The following is a 26926-nucleotide window of genomic DNA, read 5'->3' on the forward strand; positions in this document are numbered from 1 at the left end:
TAGCCTCCGGCCGAAGGCCGGAGCGGCTGTAGGGCCGATAGCGTGGTGCGGTCGAAACTGATACGGCTGACGTGTAGACGGACGGCGTATCGGTGGCGAATGGAACTGACTTTCACGGCAACGAAGGAGGTGCTACGCAGCATCACGAATTTTTTAATGTTTGTGTGGTGCTATTATATTAGTCCGCTGGCGCATGCCGAGCATTGCCTGGGAGAAAACATGGCGACGCCGAAAAAGATTGAGAAGGATGAAATTGAGGTTGCCCGCCAGCGTTTGCTGGCGGCGATCTACAGCGAATTACCGGACGAGCGGTTCCTGAAGAAGCAGGCGGTAAAGCAACTGCTCAGCACGTTGATGGCAGCGCGGGAACGGGGCTTGAGCTTCGAAAAGATCTCCGAGATCCTGCAGGCGTCCGGTTTGGACCTGCCGATAAGCTCGTTGCGAAGCTACTACTTTGAGTTGAAGACGCAGCACGACCTTTCCGCAGAAGCCCAACGGCACGCACGAAAGGTCAGTGAGACGAGGGAGGCAATTCAGCGGAAACTGTTGGAACGACACGTCCAGCACGGTGCAGCGATCGCGGAACGATACGCCGAACGAGCGGCACCCCGGCTGGTCGATGCTTTCGCCCTCGATTCGACGCCACACCACATCCAGGATGCCCAACTGCAAACGCGCGATCGCCCCAATAAAGGTAATCGAGTTCCGGCGCGCCCGGCTTCGCCGGCCGCCCTGAATCCGCCGCAAGCGCCGGATTCAGGGCGGTTAAATAGTGTGGAAGAGGGGGATCTGGGAGCAGGCGGGCAAACGCTCACACTTCCAACGTCAGAAGCCAACTCTGTTGATCGACGTGCCCCGACACTTGCCCAGGTTGAGGAAGCAAGTTTAGCGTCTGAAGTCCGAACTGACCTGGCCGAAGACTTGGAGCTGCGTGGCGAATTCGTTTTCTACGTATCCGGCAAGCCCTTCGAAGGAACACTGACGAAGAAGCAAATCCATTTGCTCAGGTCCGTTGGGCGCATCGTCGCGCCAACCAAGGGAAAGTCGAGCAAGGACTTTGTAGCGATGCCGGGTCGCCTCTGACGGGCCTTGCAGAAAAAAATAGGGCCCGCTCTCGGCGGGCCATATTTTTTTGTCACGACCATGGGGAGGGGACGTGCTCACGAGTCTCGCTCAAGTTCAAACTGAGCCGAGATCCGCATGTGCGGAGTCGCGGAGTTCTGCTTGTTGCTCAGGGCTAAGTGCATACCCCAGCGTAGTGGATTGGCCACTGGATGAGACTTGCTCAGGCTCACCAGCCCGAGCACGCATCTCCGCCGCAAAGCGTTCGATTCGCACACGTAGGAAGGGCGGGCAATCACTTTCGACATCCAGGTTGAGTCGATCAAAGGTCAAGAGCCCCAATCGCGCGTAGTCGCCATGCTTGGTACCACCACGATCGGCAAACGATACGCCTCCTCCCATGACCCCTATAAAGAGCCGATCGGCCAGCATGCCGTGTGCATCTAATTCGCGGAGTCTCTCAGCAGCGGAAATAGGGGGCATGGGACTCGGACCAACTCCGGCGCCGCGTATGCGGACCGTTTCGATAAGCGTCCGCCCCTCTGTAGCCAGCGCCAGCTTGTCGTAGCGCACAGTCACCTCATATCCCGCGCACCGCGCTCTTTCGATAAGAGCGTCCAATTCTTGCTGATCCGTCATTTGATAGTCACTCGGAGATAGGGTCATCAATGCCGCCTGGCACTCAAGCATCTTCGGCTGCATCGCGAGCCAGCTGGGTCGCATCGCGCAGCGACAGGTTAAAGGTACCGCGTGCCCACAGCGCCAGCTGGTGGATCGCGCCATTGTGGTTGTACCCAGCACGGCGATACTCCAGATACTGGTTGGTCGTCAGCCGCAGGGTTGCGAGATCAAACGCCGGCTGTTCCATTCTTAGCCCTCTCGTTCTTCCTCGGCTGCCGTGGCAGCGGTGCTGGCCGTTGCTGATGTGAACGCATTTCGGTACGTGTCGCCGCGCAGCGGCTTGCCACGTCTGCGTTCATCGCCGATGTCGCCTGCACGGGGGTGCAAAGCAACGCAATCGCAAGAAGGGCGGGGTTCATTTGCCCACCCCCTGAATAGCGACGCGAAGGGTAATCAATTGACGCTCCGTCAATGCTGAGACCGCAACGTCAGTCTGCTTAGAGAAGATCATCTCGCCATAGAGTTCCGCGAGCACGCGAACCTCCGGGCAGATGCTCAGACCAGCTCCATGGTCCGCTGGCTTGCGCACACGCCAGGCATTAATCGCCGCCTCCACTTCCACAATCGACACTGTCGCTTTCACGTTGAACACTCCTCATCGATCCCTTTCGATGGTCTATTATGTACCCATTGGGTACTTTCATCAAGCGATTTTTATTGCGTGATACTCTTGACTTAAATGTACCCGTTGGGTACATTTAAGCGTCGCACGGGTTACGGCGACATCATGCGCGCAGAGCCGAACGGCACTTGACAAGCAACAAGCAAGGGGAACGAAATGAACTACAAGCAAAAGGAATCGAGCCGACGCGAAATGTTGGGCTGCGCAAGGATTGCCGCAGGCGCCAAGAAGTACGGCAAGCCAGAAGAAGCGAGGCAGTGGAGTGACGCAGCAGCAAAACACCTGTTCCGCCTCAACGGCATGGCCGGCAACTGGTAACTGGCAAGGGGAAACGAAATGGCATTCAGCGCACCGGCACAGTGGGAAGTCCGCATCCTGCATATCCTTGCGGCCAGCGAATTCGTATTTAAGGGCACGCACATGGAATGCGCGTCGTTCATGAACAGCAACAAGCAGCGCTACGCCTATGTCGGCGAGTCGAATCTCTCGCAGGTCATCTACGTGCGCGACAACCACGCCGCCTAAACGCGCAAGGGGATGACAGATGACCGAAGCCGAACAAATCAAGCAACTGCGTGCCGCGCTGGAAACGCTGGTGAAGCTCCATCAAAGCTGGGACAAGGGCACTGCCTACGTGCCGGTGTCGTTCATGAACAAGAACGACGCAGCCATCGCCGCCGCCCGCGAAGCACTGCGCAATAGCGCCGACTAACCACAACGCGCTCGCTACGGCGGGCACCTGACACGCAAGGGGATGCAAGATGACCATTTACGTAAAGCATGACGGCCTGTGGGCTTTGTCCCCCGAGCAAGAGCAAGCAGCGTTGCGTGCAGGCTGCGTCGGCCTGAACTTCGGCGACAGCTTTAAGCCGCTCCTCGGGAATGTGTTTCTGGCGCGCAGCACGAACGATTGGGTCGGCGTGTATCGATTCAACGCGAACAGCCAATGGCCCGTTCGTATCAAGCGGTTTCAAGACTTCGACCGAGCACTGCGATTCGCCCAACGCGAAGACCGCGCCTAGCCACAACCCGCGCTCCGGCCGGCACCTGACACGCAGGGATTGCTTCCAACGTTGGAAAACCGATCCGCCCATGGCATGGCAGCTCACCAAACTTTGGCACTTACGCTCATATCCCGTGTGGAGATAAGCAACATTTCTTTAAACCACTATTGACATACGTACCCATTGGGTACAACATAGAGGCACACGCACAACAAGTTAATGGTGGAGAAGAGAAGTGGGCAAAGCGGAAATTTTTCTGTTGCAGACCTTCCCCGATATGGGCCGGGAAGTGTGGGCAAAGTGGGATGAAGAAGCCGGGATCTACGAATTGTTTCTGAGCCAAGAAGCTGACGATTACGTAGGCTGCGCAGATTCGGTGGCGGATGCGCGCAAAGTTGCACGCGATCTCGCTAAAGAGTGGATGAACTAAGCTATCAACGAGCGCACATGCCGTCGGAAAACACCAAGGCCGTCCTGCAGTTCATCGCAGCCAATGCGCATCTGCAGCGCTGGCTTGCTGCATCTGTTCGGTACAGCAGCACCAAAGCACAGGCTTCGCAAGATTTCCTGGTCCAAACTGAGGTTTCACAACGTCACTGCCCCCGCTGGCTATTGCTTCACGAAAGCAGCCGTGCTGGAAGCGATCCGGCACGCCTCGGGGGACACTTCGACCGCCCAGTGGTCAATAGTCAACGTCACGCTGGACGATGACACTTCAGAATGGGCCGTCGCAGCGTATTGGAATGGGGAACTGAAGAATGGGTTCGTCGAGCCCTGCTTCACCCTGGATGCAATGAAGGAGATCGCTCGGCGCTATCCGGAACTGCTTACATACAACTCGCAGAAGGGTTTTCTGACCCTAGACGAAGAGGCTGCACGCGCTGTTGAGCCCCGCCTCGTTGATGCGGGCGAGTATGGAAGCGTGTCTCTCTTCCAATTCGACGGCTGGTGCTGGTTCCTCGCAGAATAGCCAGTGCCTCAGACCTTTCGACAACATCACACCCGATCAACATGAAAGAAAAGGATACGGTAGTGCCCGATCATCAGTCGGTGATCAATCCGTTCACGGACGCGATGGGACTGCTCTTTCTCGGCGCTTTCATTGCCGTCGCAGCAGCGCTCTGGAACTCTGGCTCTCGCCATGCCTTGGGGGTGCTCCCGCTGTGGGCTGTGGTCGTCTGCGCAGTCGCCGCGGGCAGTGTTCTCATGCATTGGGTGCAGTGGAGCAGTGCCGAGTATCCTTGCCGCCTCGCGGTTGGGTGGGCACTTCTCGCAGCTGCAATTTCGTTCGCGCGCCTTGCCAACCGCGCGTTTCCCGGCATCTCGGCAGAGACACCGCTGCTCAACGCTTATGCACTCCAGTGGGCCCTGGTCGCAGCAACGATCTGGGTAGGTGCTAGCGCGGTACTCGACCATTTCCGAACGCTGTTTGCGCTGTATGAGTCTGGGATGATCCCACCTAAGACGCGGCCGGAGGAAACTGCGCCAACTCGCGAGTTCTTCTCCGAGTCGTGACCGCGATAGAGCCGTGTACCATTGCAGACCGATCACAGCAATGAGGCAGAACATGGTGCTCAACGGGGTCATAACGGAGCGCGTCACTCAACCCAGTCCTGGTGAGGTTCGCGCTGCTCGCGAGGCGGCTGGACTCACTGCCGACGCCGCAGGCGCCTTGGTTTCGTCGGCTAAACAGCCCCGACGGACATGGGAAAAGTGGGAGAAGCCCGTCGGCACTGACAACCATCGCGAGATCCCTCTTGCAGCCTGGGAGCTTTTCCTGCTGGTAACTGACCAGCATCCAGCCCTACGTTTGAAGAAGCGATAATAGTTCCCCTAAACGTACCCTTTGGGTACACTTTCATCTAGTAGTATTTTTATTTTATAACTGACATATCAGTGTCCCAACAAGGAATCATCATGGCCGAATCGAAGAAGAATGCTCTCACTGGTAAGCCTGTCATCGTCTTTCACGGCGACAAAGGCGGAGTGGGCAAAAGCACAGGCGCGTGCCTGTTTCTCGACTGGGCGCTGAAACGGCAGATGCCGGTGGCGCTCGTGGATGGCGACACGCGTAACCCGGACGTGTCACGCATGTTCGCGGACTCCATTCCCACGGTCCAAGCCAATCTTCGCATTCATGAAGGCTGGATGGACATGACCGACTTCATGTTGGCTCAGTCCGAAAGAGCGATCGTGATCTCGCTGCCTGCAGGGATCGGAGCAGACCTGCGTAAAGAGGGTGGCCGCTTCCTGCAGACCATCAGTCTGCTGGAGCGCCCTCTGTTCATGTTCTGGGTCATCAATCGGTTGCCCGACAGCGTGAACCTCCTGAACGAGGCAATGCAAGTCCTGGAGCCCGGCCTCGCGGGGAAGGTCGTGGTCAAGAACCTGTTCTTCGGGGACGAGGACAAATTCAGCCGCTGGGATGGTAGCGAGACGCGCAAGCGCTTCGAGAAAAGCGGTGGTCTGACGGTCAACATGACCGAGCTTCACGAGCGGACCGTTGACAAGCTTTTCTCTGACAACGAGGCCATCATGCCCTTCTCTTCGGCCGCAATGCCCCTGAAGGAAGCCGCCGCATCCCCACACAAACTCACGCCCAGCGAAAACATGGAGCTGCTGAGCTGGCTTCAGGACAACCACAAGACTTTGGACAGTCTGCGCCCCGTGCTGAGCCTGTAGGCGGGCCCCAGAACTTCTGACGTTGGAAAAGGAAGACGGCAATGGCACGGAAAATCAAGCGTGGCGACCCGGTTATCTACTATGGCGGTGCATTGCCTCAGCGCTGCTATTTCGGTGGCAAGATGGGCGCCTACCGGGTTCTGTCTTCCACTCCAAACGTGCAGTCCGGTTGGTGCGTGCCTCTGGAAAAGGTCGAAGCGGAGGTGTTCCACGCCCCAAACGCCGCTGGCGTTTATGAGGACGCGGTTTGCGAAAGGATCGAGTACAAAGCCTCCAAGATCGCGATTGTCTTCCGCTATGTGCAGGCTGGCCCGGCGTCCTGGGCAATAGGTTCGGAAGTCAACATTGGGGATCGCGGAATCATAAGCCCTGTTTCAATCCGCGACACGGCTTTCGAGACGTTCGAGGCTGCCACAAAGGCAACAATGACGCCGGTCCTGCTTGAACTTGGCCGTCTTGCTGCTGGGGTGGATTCGGCCTACGGCGTAAGTGCTTCGTCGACAAGGCCACTCCAGCGACGCGCAAAAGATGCCCTGTTCCATCTTCTTCATGCCCTCCCCTCCCCTTTACAGCGTGATATCATTATTTTACTTTCTGCAGGAAAGCAAAAATAATGGACAGGTTTGTTTGGCTCGTAGTCGGCAACAAAGGTGGGTGCGGAAAATCCGTCGTCGCGAAAGGCTTGGTTGATTGGCTCCGCGCGGAACGGGAGTCGGTGACTGTAGTCGACGGAGACGCGCGGACGCCGGACGTAGCGGACGCGTTTGCCGCCCTACTCCAGACTAAACGATTCGATCTTCACGACGTCACGGGCTGGCCCGCTTTCTCCGACTATTTATGTACGTCGGATGAAGACGGCGTTCTCGTATCCGGGCACGTAGTCACAAATCTGCCCGACGGCATCAACGACCGAGCGATGCTGTTTTTTGAACGCTTTGTGCGCCTGTCTCAAGCCTATGGCTTCCAGGTGAAAGTACTGTTCGTCATGAACCCCCTCCCCGACGGACTGCACCTTTTCGGGCGTCTGCTTCAGACATTTCCCGAAGTCATCCCCGTCAAGAACCTCGCATTCGGCAAAGTACGCGAATTCGTGCACTTCGACACCGCCTATGGTGCAGAGCTGGACGACCGCGTAGTTCTTCTACCTGCGATGAATCCTCGGATCATGCAGGTCGTGCGCGAGTCTGCACTCTCCTACACCGATTTCCTGGACCAGACCGGCAATCACGAGGGGAATTTCGTCTACGCAAAACTTGTGGTGCATGACTGGCGTGCAGCACTGTTCGAAGCCTTGGAAGACGTCCTCTACACAGACTAGATATGAAGCCAATCGACCAAGCGTTACAGACGCTACTTCAGCGCGAGCCGACCCCGGACGAGGTTGCGAAGTTCTACAAGATCAAGGAAGTTTGCGGCTTCTCGGAGCACGACAGTGTTTGGGCCATCCTGTTAGCGTTCGGACACTTCGAGATTCTCTACGGCGGCATTCCGGACAAGATCGCCGAGCAGACGCGCCAACTTCTGGCCGATCACAAATTGGCGCTGGAAGCGTCAGCAGACGCTGCTGAGCGAGCTGTTCGAGGCAGCCTCATCGAGCAGGTTACGAAGACTGCGCGAGAGCTTGCCGATCGCTCCATGGAAGCCGGCAAGATCCTCGCCAATCAACAGTCTCGTCGCAAATTTCTGCTGGGTGTCGGCTTCGCATTGGCGATTGCCGTACCGTCGATTGGCGCGCTGGTCTTCGGTGCCTATCACGCCGGTATGCGGGCACAGACCAGTATCGCAACCTTGGATTCCGCATGGGTCCAATCCCCAGAAGGGAGGGCCGCCCGAGCGCTCGCGCAACTGAATAACGTCGACGCCATGCTCGAATGTCGGAGCTACCAGGTGCGCAAAGAAGCCAACGCAACGTATTGCGTGCCCTATGACGAAAGGGCCAATCGCAGTTTTGGTTGGCGTATCAAGTAGCACTTTTTAAAAACTATAGTAGGTATCAATATGAACAATTTGAATCTTGTCAGAACCGCAACGCTCCGCATGCTGTCCGGAAACCTGTGCAGTCTGGCCGAACTGTCGATCTATCTCGAACAGTACGGCTACGTGGAAGACACAGCAAATCATTGCTGGGTCATCGCGGATGACAGCGCAGAGCTTGTTGGCTGCGCTCTGCAGGTCGTCACGGAGGGGGAAGAGTTCCTCGTCTACGGTGACGCTCCTGAACACTTCGCAAACCTTAACTACGTCATTCACAAAGCTGGCTGGAGCAGTTGTAAGGTCGCGTGCGAATCCCCAGAGGTGGAAGCGCGGTTGCTGGCACGCTTGGTGAACGTCGATGTCGATAGCGCAATCGCGAACTCGTTGCCCGCCAGTACGCTACGCGCCAATGCGCCTGGCGTGTCGCTCGATCACTACATGAACGCTCCCGGCGTAGGGGCCGTAGCAGCTGTCGAAAATGCTCTGTCCGACGATGGGCAACGAATCCAGGAGCTAACGATCAGGTACAACACGCTCGAAGAACGTGCTTCGGAGCTGGAAAGCGCCAACGCTAGCTTGCAGCAGGAGAACTCGCGCCTCCGGGCGCAACAGGCCGCAGGGAATCACCCGCCATCAACTGTAGACGCAGCCCATACGAACGTGAACGGCACCGCGCTACTCAACGCGATTGAAGGCCATCTCGGCTCCTTGATTGATATGTCAGCCACTACCGGATCGACGCTTCTTGCCGACTTGCGGAAGCTCGGCTTTGGCGTCCGTCTCAAGCTTGTCCCCCTCACTGACGCGGCAAAGGGTTGACGGACAGCCATGGCCGTCCAGATTTCCAACGTCAGAAGCTGCGTGCATGGATTGGTGCCGCTTATCGCGAGCGGCACCAACGCTGCAATGGGAAGATGCGCTCTGTTGGCTGCAATCGCGGGTGCTGTCGGGTTGCTCAGTTGGCATGGCTCTGTCGCTATGCTAGCCTTCGCGCCCACCATTGTCGTAGTGTGGCGGGCCGCGCGTTCACGCATGCAGGCCTTCATCTTCTTGTATGCCTACTACCTTGCAGCGTCACGGGGGCTGCTGTTAGGGGCGGGCATTTTCTTCGGCGATTCGCTAACTGCCCCCGCATGGGCATATGGAATAGGAATCTGGCTTGTTCCAAACGCCATACTCGCGGCAACCTGGGCGGTTTGCTGGGGAAGGTCTCTGCGAATCGCGAGGCTTGGGGTTGCGCTCCTTCTGACCTCCCTCCCGCCAATTGGCGTTTTCGGGTGGGCGAATCCACTGACAGCCGCCGGCGCCATCTTTCCCGGGCTCTCATGGCTCGGCATGGCACTTACGATATGCCTTCTTGCCGTGCTCGCACACAGGCTACGGCCCCTACTGGTCAGCGGACTGTGCGCGCTGGCCATTGCTGCAAACGCCGCTTACGTGCCGGCAGATCCTCCGGGATGGGTTTCCATCGATACCACCGTCGGAACCGACCGCGACGCAGCGTCCGAATTCTCTCGCCTGCAGGCTGTACAGCACCAGGTTACGTCTCATATTCACGCACATCCTGAGGCAAAGGTTTTTGTGTTGCCTGAGTTGGTCGGCGGAAATTGGGACGCCAATGCAATTTGGTGGGAGGACATCGGCGAACAACTGACCGCTCGTGGGCAGACAGCCCTAATCGGCGCCTATCTACCCTACGCACGCAACCACCGCTACGTGAACGCCCTATTCTCGATCGGCCGAGATCCAGATTGGGCCCTGGTCGATCGAGTCCCAGTGCCCATATCGATGTGGCGTCCGTGGGACTCTCAGAGCGCCACTGCGTTCTGGTGGGAGTCTGGTGTCACATCCATCGCGGGGATACGTGCTGCCAGCCTGGTTTGCTATGAGCAGCTGTTGATCTGGCCAATCGCAGTTAGCATGGCCAACCGCCCCGAGATTATTGTCGGAGCCTCCAATGTCTGGTGGGCGCGCGGAACCAGCATACCTGCGATCCAACTTCAGGCCACTTCTGCGTGGGCCCGTCTCCTCGGCATTCCGTCAGTCTGGGCAAAGAACGAGTGAGTCCAAAGGTGACATATCTCGACCTCGCCTTCGGAGCCCGCGCGCCACCTAACTGTAAAGGTGACATCCTCCGACCGTCGTGCATCGTCCTCGGCTCGGTCGGAACATGTCACCTTTTGGCCAGAATGTAGGTGCCGAACGCATTTCCAAAGGTGACGGATACCGACCCGGCACGGCGCTAGCTATCGAGATTGGGCCAAAAAGTGACAGTTTCCGACCCGCAAACGCGCTTTCGCCCCACCAAAGGTGACATTCACCGACCTCCATCTTCGGAATAGATCACTTTTTTTCTCCAACAGAAGCCTCTTTTTCTGCCGCTCCACCGGGCGATGCTGCGTTGCGCTTCGAAAGATGACATTTGGCGACCATGCACGCCTTGCGGTGAGGGTGGCGGATTACCGCCAGCAATAACCAAGAAAGGTGACATTTCCCGACCCATGAAGTCGTCTTCGTTGGAACGGTGACAGATTCCGACCTGGCAAGGGCACCCAAAGGTGACATCTGGCGACCAGTGGCTAGAAAGGCTAACGGTGACTCAATCCGACCTATCCCCTTCTTTTGATTGGCAAATATCGTCCTTGAGATCCTTCGGGCCAACTATGACGTATTACGACCCCTTCTTCACAATTCCAACTCTGGCAGCCGAAAGGTGACACTGACCGACCATCGTTCCCAGCCGGGACGAAACTCCCCAAAAGGTGACATATGCCGACCTCACTCATTGGACATCGAAAAGCGCAGCATCGGGACGCCTTATGTGTCACATGCGCGGCTGGTTTGGCTTTTTGCTTGCCTTGGAAGCGATATTTCAAAAAGGGGTTTTGTATAAAAGTTAATAAAACCTTTAGTAAACCCTTTGTAAACGTCGCGGCATCGCCCGCAAAGCCTTTGCCAGCAACGGTTTGCGGGTCGCGAGGAACTGTGAAAAGTGACGCAATCCGACCGAAAAGTGACGGATTCCGGGCGCAAGTGGACGTATACCGGGCGAGCGTGGACGTTTTCCGACCACTATCCCCAACGGTGACATCCGCCGACCGTGTTATCCACAGCAGGCGAGGCAGAGAGGTGACGCCGTTGTTTCTTGTCACCTTCCGCGAAAGGTGACTTGACGTATGGCTGTCACCCTAAACTATAATCCGCCCAGTCAAGGCACAACGAGCATGCCCATGAGCACAGCGCTGTCCGAAGTGGAAGTCATCGAAGCCGAGCCGATCATTATTGAGGAGGACGGGGATGTTGTGTCCGATGATACAGGCCGCGTAAAGGGGACCGTGGCAATGAGCCGCGCCTTGGTCAACGCATCCCATGGTCTAAAGCTCAATGAAAAGCGGCTGATGATGTGTGCCTTGCGGTTCATCGACAGCAAGAAGTCGCCACACGCACAGGGAGGCTCACCAGGCTACGTATCGGTACGTGTCAAAGCAGACCAATTTGCCGCGGTAGCTGATCTGCAGCCGCGTGACGGTGAACGCCAAGCTACGTCCGCATACGAAGGTCTGAAGGACGCTTGCGCTCGATTGATGGAGCGAAAGTTGACGTACCGCGAAGGAAAGCGTCTCGTTCAACTGCGATGGGTCTTCAAGGCCGTCTACCACGACGGCGAAGGGTGGGCAGAAATCAGCTTCTCACCTGACCTGACGCCGCACATCTTCATGTTGCGGAACCGATTCGTTCAGTACAACCTGGAACTCGCACGCGGCCTGCAGTCCGTCTATACGTGGCGTCTGCTGGAACTACTGATGCGGGAAAAGGATCGGGGCAAGCTCTTTATCACTGTGGAAGATCTGCGTGTCGCGCTAGACATTCCCGAGACCTATCGATTCGCAGATATTAAGCGCCGCGTCATCGAGACTGCCGTCGGAGAGTTGAACAAGAAGGCGGACCTCGTGATTGACTGGAAGCCAGTCAAACGGGGCCGGGCCGTGGCGTCGCTGGAGTTCACATTTGTTGAAAACCCCCAACGACGTCTGACGGACTTCTGACGTTGGAAGCATCACTGCAAAATCTGTTGACGACGTGGGACTTCGCGTTGACAATGATATAAATATATTCTGATACGCAGATTCGCCCACCTCGTTTTTCGAGGGCTGGGGCGAAGAGAAAAAAAGGATTACTGCGATGAAAAGTAGTTTTTTTATTGCTCTCGTGTTGGTGCCGTCGATCACCATGGCTGCTTTCGTCATTGAGGACGACGATCCAGTGGCGTCGGTGCCGCAGGCCAGTACCGCAGTGGCATCTGCGAAGGGACAAGGTGCGCGTCCTCTGATCGTCCCGTCTCAATGGAAGGCCGTGATTGTCGGGGTGCGCGAGATCAACAGCGCGACCCATGGTCTGGTCGCGTCGCGAGACGGCTCCAAGCTGCTGCTGACGTTCACGAAAGCTCCGACGAAGCTCTTTGTTGAGGATCCAACGACGGGCGAGGCGATCTCCAACGCAGACTGGTTAAGCGACACGGCGGTACGTATTGACGTCGCCGGCATGCGCCAGATCCAGATTCGCTCTCAGGAAGGCACTCTGACAGTCGCTTTGCAGGGCGAAGGCTTGGTTCGCGTACTCGATGAACGGGCGCCCGCATGAAGCGGCTCCGACCACTTGGTGCAGCGCTCATCTTCTTCAGCATGACGTCCGTCTCCGCGCAATGCTGGGAAGCTGTATCGGCGAAGTACGACATTCCCGTTCCGCTTCTGAAGGCAATCGCCGAACAGGAATCGCACTTTAACAACAGTGCATTCCGTCGCGAGCCTGACGGCAAGTACAGCGTATGCATGATGCAAATCCTCAACACATGGTTTCCCACAATCCAGCGCCGTTTCGGAATCACCGAAACGGATCTCCGCCGGGATGCGTGTACGTGCCTCGATGTTGGCGGGTGGATCTTGTATGAGAGTCGCAAGGAGCTTGGTCCGAATTGGCGATCTGTAGGCGGCTACAACGCGAAGACGGAATGGAAGCGAATCAAGTACGCGAACGACATCGAAAAGAGGCTCAGCAAATTTCAGGCAGGGGAAGCGAAATGACACGTTATTTGACAGCGGCAAGCCCGCGTTTGGTTCCGGGCGCGATCGCCCTTGCAATTGCTGCGCTGCTCAGCGCAGGAGAAGCGCACTCAGCAAGTGGTGTGGATCTCGTCGCGGCTCGAAGCACTTCGTTGGCTGCCGCGAAGGCTGCTGAAGAAGCCGGAGAGAAGCAGCGCGCGAAAGAAGGAAACCCTAGTGGTGCCATGACGGCCGCTGTCGCAACGTCGTTGCCTGTGGCTAAAGCGGAGCCCCCCAAGCCTGTGGAAATCTGGCGCATCACCGCCGAAGACGGCACCTTGGCCGATGGCCTGCGCAAGTGGGTGCTGAAGGCTGGATATGAAGGCCTGGAATGGAGCGCCGGCCGCGAGATCCGCGCATATCGGCTGGAGCAAACCGGCACCTTCAAGGAAGCGCTGTGGCAAGTGATGTACGACACCGGGACCACCAACTACCGGCTCCGTGCGTGCATCTACAAAAATGGCCTGGTGCGCATCGTCACCAAGAACACTCTCTGCAAATTCCAGTAATCGTCATGGCAACTACCGTATTCCAGAAGATCACCATCGCGGCGGCTGTGACGTCCATTCTGTCGGGCTGCGCATTCACTCCCGGCGAACTGGCTTCGGCTAAAGACGAACTGCAGGCGAAGATTGCCGCCCGCAAACAAGCGATGGAAGATCGCCAACGCGAACTACCCCTCGTGGAAGAGGTAGATGCGAACTACCTCGGTAGTGAGGCGATTCCGCTCTCGTATAACACGACACTTCCGCCAGCGTTTCATGAAAAGCGGCTGAGGCTCGCTGAGCGCACGAACGTCCGCACCATCGCTAAACGGATCACGGATGTCACGCGTATTCCCGTTGTCGTCAACGTGGATGTTTGGTCTCGCCCGACGATGCGGCGTCTGCCTAACGGCTCTGGTGCGATGACGCAGAACGCTTCCGCGACAGTGGCAGCCAGCACACCGGCGGCAGCGGGCGGCTACCCTGGCGGCAGCCCATATGGCGGCTCTGTAGTTTCCCAAAGCGGGTACCTGGGGGCGCAATGGATCGATCCCAATGATCTGTCGGTTAATGTCGATGACACCCTGGCACGGGCTATGGATGCGTGGACCGCGCCGGCGGGCCTGAGTTGGGATTACAACCGCGAAAAGAATGAAATCACCGTCTTCCGCTATGTGACGCGCTCATTCCAGATCCGGGCTAGCAGCGGTACCGTGGAAACGACGTCCACCATGAACAAGGGCCTATCCGCAAACAACGGAACGCAGGGCAGCTCCAATGGATCAGGATCGCAAATCGGTTCGTTCGATGCTGGCTCAAGGGTAACGACGTCGGCCAAGTCGGATGCTCTGGCCAGCCTCCTCCAGACCATCAAAGACAATTACCTGCTTTCGGCAGAAGAAGTCGCCACGGCGAACACCGCTACATCGTCCATCACCATTACTGGCAGCCGATACACGGTCGACCAGGTAGGGGCTTTCATTGCCAATCAGAATGCAACGTTGTCTCAGCAAGTTGCTGTGACCTTGGATACGTATCTCGTCCAGGTCACGAATCAGTCTGACGCTGGATTCGACGTTTCGGCCATCTACTCCAAGCTTGCAAACGGCGCCGCCGAGTGGGCCTTGAACCTCTCGGGCCCGACTTCTCTTGTCAGCAATGCGGCGGGTCAGTTCGGTTTCAATGTTGTGTCGCCGACCTCGCCTTGGAACGGTACGAGCATCACCGCGCAGGCTGTGAACAGCCTCGGCACCGTGTTGTCGCACACCTCCCGCACCTATCCGACCAAGAACCGCCTGCCGATCAACGTAACCAATTTTGAATCGGAAGGCTATCTTGCGCAGACCACGCCGGGATATGGCGGACTGAGCGGATCGAGCGTAACCGGCCTCACCCCGGGCACCGTGACAACGGGCAACTTTTCCGTTATTACGCCGACCATCTATGAGAACGGCGCCGTCGAGTTGCGCCTTTCCCTTGATGAAAGCTTGAATCAGGGTTTCAAGGAAATTTCCACCGGCTCGGGGGCGACGCTGCAGAAAATGCAGCTGCCGCACATCACCGGAAGCAAGGCCGATCCAACCGTTGAAGTCCGCGATGGCGAATCGCTCATCCTGGTCGCGATGGACGACGACACCATGAACGGGCAGAAGCGGTACGGCGCTTCCGGCGCCTCGCTGACAGGCCAGCGCGCCCGCGTCGTGAAAATCCAGGTGGTGACCCCTCGCGTGTTGGGCCGGAGCTGAGAATGGACCACAGAAACGTCGTGACAATCGACGGACGCCGGACAATTTTCGGATTGTCCTGGCGCGTCATCGATCAGCTTGGCTCGCGGAATGATGTTATCAAGCAGATGAAGCGCGACGGCGCTCGCTGGCAGGCGAGCTACAAGACTGCGCGCTACCTTGAGAACCTGGGGACGATGCGTAGCGCACCGCCAAAGGGTAGGGTGCTTTCCGCTGCGGGACAAGCCGCTTTGCATCCGAACATCCGCGGCACTACCGCCCTGATCGTTCTCGAAGAGGAGGGCTCGCAGGTCGCCCAAGGCCTTGTTGGAATCATTGGCCTGCAAAGTGGGAACGTGACGATGGACGTGCTTGTCTCGCCTGCCGATGCTCCAGCGACAATTCGCGCGTACACCGATCGTCTCGCGAAAACTGAAGAGAGCTTTCGCGTGCACGGGACAATCCAGACGCCTCAAATTCAGCAGGCCGTCTCTCGCGCGGAAGGGCAATTTCCCTTCACCTGGCATGACTTGATTCCACCGCAGCGCGGTCTGCGAGGCTTTTTCGGCCGTTCCACGCCAAGCGTCTATCTCCGGCCGCTGAAGACGGACCAGGCTCTGAAGTACACCGCTATCGCTAGTGTTTCTGTGGCTGTCATCGCGGCAGGGCTCTATGCCAATGACGTGCTGCAAGAGCGCGACGAAGCAGCGCGTGCTTTTGCCGCTAAGCAAAAGCAGGATCCGCGCCATCTGTATCAAGAGTCGATCAAGCAGTTTTTGGCGACACCACGGATCTTGCTGCGTGACGCCATACCAGCTGTCAGGACCTCTATCGGCCCGGTCAACGTGCAGATGGCCGGCTGGAAGCTCAAGACCATTTCATGCAATTCGTCCAGCTGCAGCGCGACCTGGGAACGTGATTTTGGAACCTTTGACGAGTTCATTTCGCGGGCCCCTGAAGCATGGTTGCCTGTGGTTCCTGATGAAAATCTGTCACGGCTGACACACACGTTTCCGCTGGAAATGCCAAAGCGGACGCTGCCCGACCGCAAGGCCTGGCTAACCCAAACGGCATTTCTTCAATCGGAAGCCAGCCGCTGGCAACGCCTGAAGGAACTCGGCCTAAGTATCACCCTGCAAAAGCCCGAGCTTCGCGCGCTTCCCTCGGTCGCGTCCGCCTCCGTGCAGTCGCAAGCGATTTACGCCGCAGTCCCCGAAGCAATCCGTGGGTCAACGTGGAACATCAGCAAGACGGACTGGCTTCTGAGCAAAGCGTTTGAGAACGCGCCGGAAAGCATGTCCCTGGAGCAACTAACGATCTCTTTCACCGGGAAAGGGGTCCAATTCGATGCATCGGGAGTTTCATATGTCAGCAAGTAAACAAGCGATTCTGGCGATTGCTGGTCTCGCGGCATTCGGTTGCGCCAACGCACAAACTGTCGATCAGCTGACGGAATGGTCGCGTAGCAAACTTTGCAAAGACATCACCAAGGATTTCGCTCCGAACGTTTGCCCCGGCGTGGCGTCCAGCGCAGCGCACTCTGCCGCAGCGGCGGTACCGGTGGCACAGCCCGTTCCACCGCAACCGCCGGCGCCCGTGCTGCGTGGCATCAACGGCGGTAGTGGAACCAAATTGACGGCAATGATTGCTGAAGGCGGAGATCCGGCGCCTTATGCTGTTGGGCAGACCACAAGCGGCGGCTGGAAGGTAGTCGGCGTCAACGGGAACGTCGTCACAGTATCGCGGGGGAACGTTCGCAAGTCGTTAGAGTACCAGGACACCCTCGGCGCCTACATGCCTGTCCCGCCTGCAGCGTCTGCGGCGCAACTGCCGCTCGCGAAAGCGGTCGGCAACGACCCGACGCCATCTGCGCCCGGCACGCTGATGAACCGCTGAGACGCCATGATGAACCTGAAAAGCATCCTTGGCGGCAAGGGCCAGCACGGCTTGCCAGAAGGGCGTGACACGTACGCGTCTGTGGTCGCTCTTTCCCCCGCGCCTACGAGGCGCCTGCGCTATGACTTCGAAGAGATCCAGCAAGTTGAAGACTTGCTTGGAGATGTGCGCGGACTGTTCAGGAATCTTGTCCCAGCCGGCTATGAGGCAAGTTGTGTCGCATTGGACGTAGGCTTCGCAAGCACCCTGATTTTCTGCACGCCTGAGTTCATGGCATCGCACCATCATCAAACGCTGCGACAAACGCTCGAATCCAAGACGATCAGCCTTGAAAAAGAGCTTCGTGTCAGCGCTGAAATGATCGCCATGCTGACTGACAGATTCGAAAGCAAGGCGAGCGTCATCGGTCGAACCAACACCGCGGAAGAAACTCGATACACCGAACTCTACGAAGATCTGATCCGGGGTGCGAAGGAATTGAATGTGGCCGACCTGCATATCAGGGTTGGCAAAAGAAAGAGCTTGATTCGCGTTCGCCGGTACGGCCGTATGCAGGATTGGAGACGCCTGGATAGCTCCGTTCTCGTTCAGGCTCTCGGAGCCGGCTTCAACTCGCTGAGCAAATCGGGCAGCAATTCTGCCGGCTCTTTCAGCGTCGACCGGGCAATTAACACGATCACTGAGCACGAGTTCGACGGCACGCCCATCCAGGCGCGCTTCAGCTCTTATCCGACCGTCAATGACGGCTGCAAGATTGTCATCCGTATCCTCGACAACGGGGCCGCGCCGACACCGGACGCTCTGGGCTACTCCAAGCAGCAGATCGCGCTGCTGATTCAGGCGATTGTTGAGCCGCAAGGACTCATCATCTTCGCTGGGTCCACAAACTCCGGCAAGTCAACCACAATGCGCGCGCTGATGGCAGTGCATCCATTCTTGTCCGAGATCGTGACCATCGCGGTTGAAGACCCCTCGGAGTACGACTACGGGGAGTACGTCGAACAGTATTCGCTCCAGCGCAATGCCGATGACCTGGACGAAGACGTGATGCGAAAGCTCATGGCTGCCTTCCGGTCGATTCTGCGTCAAGACCCCGACATTATCATCATGGGCGAAACCCGCGACTTGATGACGATGAACTTCGCCGCAGGCATGGTCCAGACGGGTCACTTGCTCATGACATCGATGCACGGTGACGGAGCTATCGACGTACTTTCCCGCATGCACTTCGAGCTTAATGTCTCCACAAGCCTATTGTCGGCCCGCAAGTTTGTCCGTGCATTCACCTATCAAAAGCTGCTCCCTCGGCTCTGCAGTTGCTCTGAGAAAGTGGATGCCGTCTCTCTGCTCTCGTCGGAGCATGTGCATGCATTGCGTCATCGCTTCAAGCTCGATCTCAGCAAGGTTCGGTGTGCCAACGCGGCTGGCTGCGAGCTTTGCAATAAGCCTGGCCTTAAATCCGGTGGCGTCGCAGGCCTGACCCTAGCCGCTGAAGTCATGGAGCTGGACGAAGAGGGCCGGGCTCTGTTGCGAAACGGCGATTTTGCCGGCCTTCGCCGCCTCTGGCGCAGCAAACGCACGTCGTCTTACGCCGACGAAGACACCACGGGCAAGACGGCATTCGAGCACGCCATTTACAAGATTTCGCAGGGGGTGGTCGATCCTCGTGATGTTGAGCGTGAGTTCGGGCCATTGGCAACGTTCGATCTGGACGAGGGGACCCAATGATTCTGGAAAGCATTCGGCGATCCATCGCTCGCGCGATGTTCTTCTACAAGCGCGATGAAATTTACGAAACCTTGACTCGCTCGATGGAACAGGGCGGTTCGGCTCGAACACCACTTCTCTCGGTCGTTTTTGAGGGAAAAGGGGACCGCGCAGCAGAACGGAATTCCCTCATCGCGATTGCTCACTATGGCGTGCAGAACCGGCTGGAAAACGGACTGACGCTATCGGAGGCGATGCGGCCTGTTATCCCTGCCGAAGAGGCAATGATGATTGACGGCGGGGAAGTCAACGGAAAGCTACTTGAGGCTATTCGCTCGGCACAGCATTCGAAGCAGGTATCGGATCAGATTTCCGACCTGGTTCGGGCGGCCATGCACCAGCCCATTGTTGCCGCCGTCGGATTTCTGGCGACGTCGGTCTTTCTCGGGTTCTTCATTTGGCCCGATTTCCTGCAAGCAACGCCCAAGAAGTATTGGGACGGCTGGGCGTACGCCTGCCTCGATCTGCAGATGAAATCTGCCAAATACTGGCCGGCCACCACCGCGGTGCTTCTTCTCGCTGTTCTGTATCGATGGTCGCTCCCTCGATGGACCGGCCATGTGCGGAAGTTCGTGGACCACATTCCGCCGTGGTCAGCGTACCGGGACGCTCGCGCAGCATCGTTGTTCACCGGCCTGGGTTCGCTCATTGAGTCCGGACTTACCATCGACCAGTCGTTTGAACGAATCTCGCGGGAGGCAAGCCCGTATATGCGCTGGCACATCGAGGCGATGCGCCTCCGATATAAGGAGCATCCAACCAAACCGCTCCATGCACTCGACACAGGTCTGTTCTCGACCAGCATGCTTGACCTGGTAGCCGAATCGGCGTCGCAGCGCACCTTCGACGCCACGCTCCAGTACGTCGGCCGCACGGCTATGTCAGCCATTGTGAAGAGTGTTCGACGTACTGCGATTCTCGGTAACGGGATTTTTCTCACAATCATCTTTCTGCTGTTCATGTGGTTGACGGCCGCCATGGCGATCGGCTCGACAGACGCCGGCGAAAGACAATCACGCGAAGCTGCCGGGTCGACATACAGCACCCGCTAAGCATTCCCAACTTGCTCTACCAAACCAATCTGGAGTCAGAATGAAATCCACCGCACGTACCCATCGCCAAATCCCGCGACTCAATAAGAAGCAGAGGGGCAACCTACTTCTGCAGGTGATCGTTGTTATTGCGATTATGGCCATCATCGGCCTGGCGGCGACGCGCGGCATGGCCTGGCTTAACAACATGCGCGCGCAAAACCTGGGGTCCGAATGGAGTCAGCACGCGGTCAAGGCGGTTCAGTACGCCGGCACGCACGGCGGTACGTTCGCGGACATCGATACGGAAACGTGCGCTGGCTATTTCTTTGACAAGAAGCAATACAGCGGCTCGGGCGCTTCGACGACCATCCGTGCCACGGAAGGGCGCGGCGTTGTCACCTGCACGCCGGCACAAACGGTTACGGCAAATGACTCGATTGCCATGACTTACACCGGCTATACGGAGGCGGTCTGCACGAACGCTGTGATGGACGGGACGGCAAACGTTATCGCCGTGTCCGTGGGTTCGACGCTCATCAAGTCGACGAATCAGGAGCCGAACGATAAGGCAATCATGCAAGCGTGCCGGGCCGGTGGTGAAAACAACACCATTACCGTGACGTTCACTCGATAACTGCTATGACACGGCGCTGCGGCGCCGTGCTTCCAAGGCCTGCATTGTGAGACACCGACAACAGCTAAGAAATCGGCGCCAGCAAGGGGGATTCATCCTCTTGACGACCATCATTGCCATGATTGTGTGGGCGCTGATTTTGACTTCGCAAGCCACATCGCGCCGAAACGGAGTCCTTGAGCAGATTGGCACGAGCATGGGCAAAGGGCTCGGCTCGATCAACAATTCGATGGGTACTTTTCAGTCCAGATTTATGACTGAAATTACCGAAGGCACTGCCATCGCTGGCGTTGCGGATCCCCTGCACCCCACATTGGGAAATCTCGCGCAACTGGCAGGGCTACCAGGCACGTACAGTAACGGCGGCTTGGCGGGCGGCGCTCAAGTTCTCAACGAGATTTCATTGGTCCCTGCGGGATGCGCGCCTGAGGATTGCAACATCATCAGCCGCTCCCGCCTTGCACAGCCGGTGGTGGACAGTTGGGGTAGGCCGGACTATCGAAAACTGATGGCCGCGGCATTGGCCATCGGATCTGATGCGGGCTACAGCACTGAAAAGAATCCTGCCACCATCACTCTCGTTAGCGGCGCAATGATCCCGAACCCTGATCCGACACAGCGCGCAGGCATACTGGTTGCGATCAATGGGTATGGCTCGTCGGCATGGGGAGCGTTTGTACGAATCCGAGATAAGCGCGATCCCGACCTGAAGGGCACGCTTACCATCGCCGGTGACACATTCTTGAATTCCGATTTGAAGGTTGCTGGCTCAACGACAACCACAGATGCCACGGTGAACAACAACCTCAATCTGCTGGCATTGGGTTATCCGGGTCAAGCCTGTTCACCGGTCGGAGCTGTGAGACGCAATCAAGAGACAGGCACGAGCCTCGTGGTCTGCTTCAACGGCACCTGGCAAACGGTGGGCACGGCCGTGAGCAATGTTGCGGAAAACGTCGCCTGCTCGCGGCCTGGCCAGATCGCTACCAACCCCGGCAACCAAGCGTTCATTTGTCGCAATGGCTACTACGTGTCGATCACGAACTTGATGCCGAAGAACGTTGAACTCGCTCGCTATGTCGTGGGCGACAACAACGTGACCGTTCCTAAGCCAGCTTGCGCGGCCGGTGGGTCGCCGTCGTTCTCCTTCGAGGCGCGCACGATGGGCACTGATTTCAGCCAAGCCCCGCCTTACACCGCCGTCCGGTACAGCGCAGACGACTACGGCTGGGCCTGGGTGCCGCGCATCCTCATGGTCAACATGAACGGCGCCTTGCAGAGCGGCAACGTCCTCGGCTTGCAGGGCGTGTTTAAGGCCGAATGCTATTACCCATAAGGATCTCTATGAAAAGGTGTTTCGCGTTGTTCCTGGCCGCGCTCGCCGCTTCGTTGGTGTTGGCCAGCGGTAGCGCCGTGTCGCAGTCCCTGAATGTGCAAATGCCCGTGGGGAGCCGGTGTCCGACTGGCTACCATTGGGAGAACGTTGGCTTCGCACAATGCATCATCGACGCGCCGCCGACCCCTCCGGTGCCCCCTGTAGCGGCATATACGTACATCTATCTCGTCGGCTCGACTTCTGTTCAGTGCAACGGGAATGGATGCCATTCGCTAACTAGGGTGGAGCGCACGACTACCAGCAACGGAAAACAGTGGACGACTGTGTTCTCTGTTATGGACGACCCGAACCTTCCTTGGATCGATCTGACGCCGTACCTGGCGATCAATCCTCAGACGACGGATCCGACCGTGTTGCGAGCCTGGATGGGGCCGTTCATTGCGGCCAATTGCGCTCTCGCGTCGGACAGCGGCGAGGCAAAATCTATAATTTCTAATGCCGTTGGGTATAACGTCTCGAATGTGTTGTATGCGGGATCTTCGAACGTCAATGTTGGACAACCTCAAGCATTAAACTACGCACTCTGCCCAACTTCCGTGATGTGAAGAAAGCCCGCGAATAGCGGGCTTTTTTGTCTGCGACATAGCGATGTAACGGGGGACGGTTGAAATGGAAGACTGACCATCTTCCGTTTCATCATGAAAATCCTCCCGCTCTTTTCCTGTGTGGCCTGGTCCGTTGCGATGCTAGTCGCTGCGCCACATGCTTCCGCGCAGGCGCTTAATGTGGCAATGCCGTTGGGTAGTGCCTGCGTGGCCGGCTACCATTGGGAAATGGCTGGGGGATTCGCGCAGTGTATTGCCAATCCTCCGCCAACGCCCCCCACGCCCCCGAGCCCGCCGCCCTCATCCAGTTGTGGTGCGAGCTACCCTGGCTACTATGATTCGCCCGGTACGTTCGTCTACATTGGCTACTGGAACATCCAGAACGGCGATTCAGGCGGGCAAGGCCCCGGAATTTTTGTGTGGTTCAACGGGACAAAGATTTTCGAGAATCCTTACGTCAGCATTGCGCCCGATTGGGAGAGTGCGGTGGACGCGAATATGCCGGCCGGCTATTCGCGCGGCCAGTACATCAACGCGGACCCCGGCAATAGCAACGGGACTGCTTGGTACGCCTTCGGCGTGTGCAAGAACTAGAAGCGGCAGGAATAAAAAAAGCCCGGCTTTCCGGGCTTCTTCTTTGGCGTTGTCGGCCTCAGTTGGTCTTGAAGGACCAGCTCTTGGAGATTGCCGTGCCATTCCGGGCACCGGCAAACGTTGCGGTGTACGTTTTGCCGCTGGCCAGAGGGCTGAGGGGCATGAAGAACGCGACGCCGGGGTAGAGCATCGCATCAGCCTGCGCACCGCTCACGGTCGAACCCGAGAGGGCGGCGGTGGGCACCAGCACGCGACCGGGGATCGTTGCGCCCACGTTGTCAACGAGCGTGAAGCTGCTTACCGTCAGCTTGTCGGCGGTCGTATCGGCACGCACACGCACCATCAGGGGATGGCCCGGCGAAACAATGTCCGGAGCCGGCTGCGGGCTTTCGGCGGGCATTGCACCGTCCACCGACGAACCTTCGACCGGGGCAACGCCGATTGCGTTGGCCGCCATCAGTTGACCATTGCCAACCGGCGAGGAGTTTGCCGGGGGCGTACCCGCGACACCGCCGAGCGTCACGACACCCATGTCGATCGAGCACGCATAGTCGTTGATGCCGAGGCCCACCGTTTCCACATTGCTCGTCAAGGCTTGCAGGTGGTACACGCTGTTCGTCATGCGCAGGCACATCGGAACTTGGCTGACCGGCAGCAGGGCAGTGCCGCCCGCGACCTCGGAAATCCACGTTGCCGCATCGACGCCGGCCTTGGTGGCACGGCTGCGGGGCGTTGCTTCGTAGTAGCCGGTATTGGTCGAAAGCTCGTCGTGACCCACCACGAGATTCGCCTTCATGTAGTCCGCATGGGCCTGGGCCGCAACGTCCAGCTTCGCATCCTGGCTCAGTTTGCCGACACCCACCGCTGCACGAAAGTCGTTGAGTTGCGTGAACAGCGTAGCGCGCAGGTCGCTATAGGTGGCCGCAGGCACGTCCGTCGCGGGCGAAGTGGACGACGGGACGGTAGGAGTGGTCGGGACGGTCGGCGTCGTGCCACCGGTACCGCCATTGCCGCCGCTACCGGTGCCGGCACCATCACCACCGCCGCCACATGCAGCAACCAGGCTTACGAGAGCCGCGGCGAAACCGAGCATTGCGAAATCTTGGATCTTCTTGCCCTTCATGTTCTTCTCCGATTGGATTGTCTGGGTGTTGCACTAGGTGTTTCAGTCGTTCACCGTGATATCATAATATCACGAAATCGAATCTGTGGTACAAAAAAAGCGTAACTTTCGATGTAAGATTCAAAAAATGCCTTGGGGGTCCGCTAGGATAACAGCCTTATGAGCCGCATTGCCCCCGAAACAACGCTACAAAAGCTCCGCACTTGCAGGGATTGGGCCACTTCCAACGTCAGAAGTCTTCTTTGAAACCGAAATAGTGAAATAAAAAAAGTATGATGCCACACGAAATCACGCTCAAACTCCACCCTGAGGATATGCAACGACTGCGCGATGCTGCCGCTTCGACCGGCTACAGCGTTGACGACTACGCTCGGCTTGCTCTTCATCTTGCAAGTAAGGCGACGCTTGGAACGAAGGCGGATCTCATCTCAGGGCTCGTTGGCAGCTATCGCAGAGTGACCTGAGGACTCGTTTCCCCTTTGCCTGGAAGCACACGGAGAGTGCGTCGCAGGGGGGAAACCTTGAAGTCGAGGGCCGGCACCATTTCCGATACTTGTGACAGCACTTCAAGATATGTGCCGGCAAAGGACTTCTCATACTGAACTTGGTAGGGGTCTGCCACAGACCATTCCACGGGCATATAGCCGGCGTCGCTAGCCCACTTGGCGAGGTTATCTCGCAAGGACAAGGTGGGCGAAAGTACCCACTCACGCCGTGGGAGCGTGTCGGAAGAGGGTGGCGTCGCCGACGCTGCCGGGGTGATGCCTGGCAGCGCGTCGGCCTTGGCTGGGGGGGCGGGGGACAGGAGATCGGCGACGAGGCGGAGAGCGTCATCGTTCGAGATTGCCTTCCGCTGTGCCAGCATGAGGATGCGGCGGGCAAACTCGATGCGCGCCTGGTCGGGGATGCTTTCTCGGCTGGGCGTCATCGAGCGGGGAGATGTGGGGAGTTCGCCTTGTTGGGCATGCTGCACGAGCGGGGCATGGCGCATTGCATCGCGCAGTGTGGCAGAGCGCGGGGCCTTCGCCACAACCTGGACGTCAGTGTCATCGGCAGCTACGTCTGCGTCCAGTTCGCTCAAGATAGTGATTCGGCCACCGTCGATTCCATTCCGGGTCATCCAATCTTTCACTCCATATGCACGACGTGTTGCTTGCATGAGACGTGCTTTGGAATTGGCGACAGCATTGATGGAGATGACCTCTGCTTGGGCGAGCGTTTGTGAGATTTCCTCTAGCCCTGCACGTCCCGAGCGTGAAAGCCGGGTGCCGAAGAACGATACGTACAGCGTCGTCTCACGCTTAGCCACGATCGTTGCCGGATAGCCGGCAACGGAAGCCATCTGCGGCGTGTCTTCACTCACAAAAAAGCCGGCGTGCGCTGCGCCATGGAGGCTGGTTAGGGCTGCGGCAACGGCCAACGACCACTTCAATTTCATGTTCATCCTCAGCGGTGTATCGGAAGCACCATGCTTCTGACGTCAGAAGCAGCATTGTGACACAATCAATTTTTAGTATGATATGTTAATATCAGTCTATCGTAGCCCAACAGCAAATGGACCTAATGAAGCCCTCACTGCAAGAACAAGCCTATGCGCGGATGCTGGAAGGGCTGCGCCGTGATCTCGGTGTCTGTATGAAGGAGTTCGAGAACCCCAAACTTCAAGAGCTGATGCTGAACCCGGATGGGAAGCTCTGGCGAGAAGTAGCGGGGGAGGGCATGTCCGATACGGGGCACCGGATATCGGTCATCGAGGCGGAGCAGCTATTCGGAAGCTTGGCCGGCATCCTGGAGATCGAACTGAATGCAGCGAATCCCATTCTCGAATGCGAACTCCCAATTAATGGTGCGCGCTTTGAGGGGCTGGTGCCGCCGATTGTGCAGAGGCCGACGTTTGCCATTCGGATCCAAAATTCGTTGGGGATCACACTTGCTGATTTTGAGCGTCGAGGCGTGCTCACGCATCGCGATGATCCGGCAAATAAGCGGCGTGCGGAGCAACGTCCCTTCGTGGAGTTGGCCGCAGGGAAGAGCCACCGCGAGATCATCGAGTTGGCAGTCCAGCGGCGCCTCAACATTCTTATCATCGGCGGAACAGGATCGGGCAAAACGACGGCTCTCAATGCGATGACTCACAGCATTGCCACGCTGAACCCCTCGCATCGCATTCTCACGATCGAAGACACGCGCGAGGTCCGTTGCGCATCGGAGAACATCGTTCAAATGCGGACCGACGGCAGCGTAGATATGACGCGGTTGCTGAAGGCGTCTCTCCGCCTGCGTCCAGATCGGATTATTGCTGGTGAGGTACGGGATAAGGCCGCGCTGGCTCTCTTGAACATGTGGAACACCGGGCATCCGGGGGGGCTGGCGACAATTCACGCCGACGACCCCTATGGGGGGCTCGTGAGATTGGAGCGATTGATCGAGCAGAATCCTGGTATCAGGGCCAATCCTCAAGAAATTGCGGAAGCGGTCGACTTGTGCGTCTTTATTGAGAAGGAGGAGGAGGTGCTGGCGGGGCGGAAGATCCGCGAAATTGCTGTGGTGGAGCGATACGATCCTGTATCGAAACAGTATGTGTTGACGAATGTCTAATTTGTT

31 protein-coding genes are annotated in these 26926 nt (G+C 57.7%); 27 read left to right on the top strand and 4 right to left on the bottom strand.

The window, feature by feature from the left end:
• Positions 1–99 precede the first annotated feature (99 nt).
• Complete coding sequence (locus KHO18_RS07320; protein ID WP_144200225.1) at positions 100–1083, top strand: hypothetical protein; 984 nt, start codon at positions 100–102, stop codon at positions 1081–1083.
• Between the two features lie 661 nt (positions 1084–1744).
• On the opposite strand, the gene KHO18_RS07325 is transcribed toward KHO18_RS07320, so the two are convergent.
• Positions 1745–1930 carry a hypothetical protein gene (locus KHO18_RS07325; RefSeq protein ID WP_144200223.1) on the bottom strand — a complete coding sequence of 62 codons (186 nt, stop codon included), beginning with the start codon at positions 1928–1930 and terminating at the stop codon, positions 1745–1747.
• Between the two features lie 168 nt (positions 1931–2098).
• Entirely contained in the window at positions 2099–2326 is a 228-nt protein-coding gene (locus tag KHO18_RS07330; RefSeq protein WP_244844605.1) for a DUF3717 domain-containing protein, read from the bottom strand.
• Positions 2327–2521: 195 nt separating this feature from the next.
• On the opposite strand from KHO18_RS07330, the gene KHO18_RS07335 reads away from it, so the two are divergent.
• The 25 genes from KHO18_RS07335 to KHO18_RS07455 all read left to right on the top strand — a co-directional run bounded on the left by KHO18_RS07335 (position 2522) and on the right by KHO18_RS07455 (position 23199).
• Positions 2522–2683 carry a hypothetical protein gene (locus tag KHO18_RS07335; protein WP_186296922.1) on the top strand — a complete coding sequence of 54 codons (162 nt, stop codon included), beginning with the start codon at positions 2522–2524 and terminating at the stop codon, positions 2681–2683.
• 18 nt (positions 2684–2701) lie between these two features.
• On the top strand, positions 2702–2890 hold the full coding sequence (locus KHO18_RS07340; protein WP_144200219.1) for a hypothetical protein: 189 nt from the start codon (positions 2702–2704) through the stop codon (positions 2888–2890).
• A gap of 19 nt (positions 2891–2909) precedes the next feature.
• Positions 2910–3077 (top strand): hypothetical protein, encoded by a 168-nt coding sequence (locus KHO18_RS07345; protein WP_186296919.1) that lies wholly within the window; start codon positions 2910–2912, stop codon positions 3075–3077.
• Between the two features lie 49 nt (positions 3078–3126).
• Entirely contained in the window at positions 3127–3387 is a 261-nt protein-coding gene (locus KHO18_RS07350; protein WP_144200217.1) for a hypothetical protein, read from the top strand.
• Between the two features lie 217 nt (positions 3388–3604).
• On the top strand, positions 3605–3799 hold the full coding sequence (locus KHO18_RS07355) for a hypothetical protein (protein WP_144200215.1): 195 nt from the start codon (positions 3605–3607) through the stop codon (positions 3797–3799).
• An 84-nt stretch (positions 3800–3883) separates the two neighbouring features.
• Positions 3884–4339: a hypothetical protein gene (locus tag KHO18_RS07360; RefSeq protein WP_144200213.1), complete on the top strand. Its 456-nt coding sequence runs from the start codon at positions 3884–3886 to the stop codon at positions 4337–4339.
• A gap of 41 nt (positions 4340–4380) precedes the next feature.
• On the top strand, positions 4381–4884 hold the full coding sequence (locus KHO18_RS07365; RefSeq protein ID WP_144200211.1) for a hypothetical protein: 504 nt from the start codon (positions 4381–4383) through the stop codon (positions 4882–4884).
• Positions 4885–5286: 402 nt separating this feature from the next.
• Positions 5287–6051, top strand: coding sequence for a nucleotide-binding protein (locus tag KHO18_RS07370; protein WP_144200199.1), 765 nt, complete (start codon positions 5287–5289; stop codon positions 6049–6051).
• 41 nt (positions 6052–6092) lie between these two features.
• On the top strand, positions 6093–6665 hold the full coding sequence (locus tag KHO18_RS07375) for a hypothetical protein (RefSeq protein WP_144200197.1): 573 nt from the start codon (positions 6093–6095) through the stop codon (positions 6663–6665).
• A gap of 101 nt (positions 6666–6766) precedes the next feature.
• The gene (locus KHO18_RS07380) at positions 6767–7369 is read left to right on the top strand and encodes a hypothetical protein (protein WP_211942954.1); all 603 of its coding nucleotides are present in this window, start codon (positions 6767–6769) and stop codon (positions 7367–7369) included.
• A 2-nt stretch (positions 7370–7371) separates the two neighbouring features.
• Entirely contained in the window at positions 7372–8019 is a 648-nt protein-coding gene (locus KHO18_RS07385) for a DUF6753 family protein (protein ID WP_144200193.1), read from the top strand.
• Positions 8020–8049: 30 nt separating this feature from the next.
• On the top strand, positions 8050–8844 hold the full coding sequence (locus KHO18_RS07390; RefSeq protein WP_144200191.1) for a cell division protein ZapB: 795 nt from the start codon (positions 8050–8052) through the stop codon (positions 8842–8844).
• A 9-nt stretch (positions 8845–8853) separates the two neighbouring features.
• Positions 8854–10089, top strand: a complete 1236-nt coding sequence (locus KHO18_RS07395) for a nitrilase-related carbon-nitrogen hydrolase (protein WP_144200189.1) — start codon at positions 8854–8856, stop codon at positions 10087–10089.
• Between the two features lie 1166 nt (positions 10090–11255).
• Complete coding sequence (locus KHO18_RS07400) at positions 11256–12071, top strand: replication initiation protein (RefSeq protein ID WP_244844607.1); 816 nt, start codon at positions 11256–11258, stop codon at positions 12069–12071.
• A 136-nt stretch (positions 12072–12207) separates the two neighbouring features.
• Complete coding sequence (locus tag KHO18_RS07405) at positions 12208–12666, top strand: hypothetical protein (RefSeq protein WP_144200187.1); 459 nt, start codon at positions 12208–12210, stop codon at positions 12664–12666.
• Positions 12663–13106 carry a lytic transglycosylase domain-containing protein gene (locus KHO18_RS07410; RefSeq protein WP_144200185.1) on the top strand — a complete coding sequence of 148 codons (444 nt, stop codon included), beginning with the start codon at positions 12663–12665 and terminating at the stop codon, positions 13104–13106. Before KHO18_RS07405 ends, KHO18_RS07410 begins: the two co-directional genes overlap by 4 nt.
• Positions 13103–13633 (top strand): TcpQ domain-containing protein, encoded by a 531-nt coding sequence (locus KHO18_RS07415; protein WP_186296918.1) that lies wholly within the window; start codon positions 13103–13105, stop codon positions 13631–13633. Before KHO18_RS07410 ends, KHO18_RS07415 begins: the two co-directional genes overlap by 4 nt.
• A 5-nt stretch (positions 13634–13638) precedes the next feature.
• Positions 13639–15354, top strand: coding sequence for a hypothetical protein (locus tag KHO18_RS07420; protein WP_144200181.1), 1716 nt, complete (start codon positions 13639–13641; stop codon positions 15352–15354).
• A gap of 2 nt (positions 15355–15356) precedes the next feature.
• Positions 15357–16712, top strand: coding sequence for a type 4b pilus protein PilO2 (locus tag KHO18_RS07425; protein ID WP_144200179.1), 1356 nt, complete (start codon positions 15357–15359; stop codon positions 16710–16712).
• Positions 16699–17229, top strand: coding sequence for a hypothetical protein (locus tag KHO18_RS07430; RefSeq protein WP_144200177.1), 531 nt, complete (start codon positions 16699–16701; stop codon positions 17227–17229). Before KHO18_RS07425 ends, KHO18_RS07430 begins: the two co-directional genes overlap by 14 nt.
• A gap of 6 nt (positions 17230–17235) precedes the next feature.
• Positions 17236–18957, top strand: a complete 1722-nt coding sequence (locus KHO18_RS07435) for a GspE/PulE family protein (protein ID WP_144200175.1) — start codon at positions 17236–17238, stop codon at positions 18955–18957.
• Complete coding sequence (locus tag KHO18_RS07440; protein ID WP_144200173.1) at positions 18954–20048, top strand: type II secretion system F family protein; 1095 nt, start codon at positions 18954–18956, stop codon at positions 20046–20048. The genes KHO18_RS07435 and KHO18_RS07440 overlap by 4 nt, the downstream gene beginning before the upstream one ends.
• A gap of 40 nt (positions 20049–20088) precedes the next feature.
• Positions 20089–20664, top strand: a complete 576-nt coding sequence (locus KHO18_RS07445; RefSeq protein ID WP_144200171.1) for a type 4 pilus major pilin — start codon at positions 20089–20091, stop codon at positions 20662–20664.
• A 100-nt stretch (positions 20665–20764) separates the two neighbouring features.
• A complete protein-coding gene (locus KHO18_RS07450) occupies positions 20765–22000 on the top strand; it encodes a hypothetical protein (protein WP_144200169.1) in 1236 nt (411 codons plus the stop codon).
• Positions 22001–22698: 698 nt separating this feature from the next.
• Positions 22699–23199 (top strand): hypothetical protein, encoded by a 501-nt coding sequence (locus tag KHO18_RS07455; RefSeq protein ID WP_144200167.1) that lies wholly within the window; start codon positions 22699–22701, stop codon positions 23197–23199.
• Between the two features lie 58 nt (positions 23200–23257).
• On the opposite strand, the gene KHO18_RS07460 is transcribed toward KHO18_RS07455, so the two are convergent.
• Entirely contained in the window at positions 23258–24322 is a 1065-nt protein-coding gene (locus KHO18_RS07460; RefSeq protein WP_144200165.1) for a CAP domain-containing protein, read from the bottom strand.
• A 445-nt stretch (positions 24323–24767) separates the two neighbouring features.
• Positions 24768–25760 carry a TcpQ domain-containing protein gene (locus KHO18_RS07465; RefSeq protein ID WP_186296917.1) on the bottom strand — a complete coding sequence of 331 codons (993 nt, stop codon included), beginning with the start codon at positions 25758–25760 and terminating at the stop codon, positions 24768–24770.
• Positions 25761–25885: 125 nt separating this feature from the next.
• On the opposite strand from KHO18_RS07465, the gene KHO18_RS07470 reads away from it, so the two are divergent.
• The gene (locus KHO18_RS07470) at positions 25886–26920 is read left to right on the top strand and encodes an ATPase, T2SS/T4P/T4SS family (RefSeq protein WP_144200161.1); all 1035 of its coding nucleotides are present in this window, start codon (positions 25886–25888) and stop codon (positions 26918–26920) included.
• Positions 26921–26926 lie beyond the last annotated feature (6 nt).

The sequence above is a fragment of the Cupriavidus campinensis genome (assembly GCF_905397395.1).
GTDB lineage: Bacteria > Pseudomonadota > Gammaproteobacteria > Burkholderiales > Burkholderiaceae > Cupriavidus > Cupriavidus campinensis.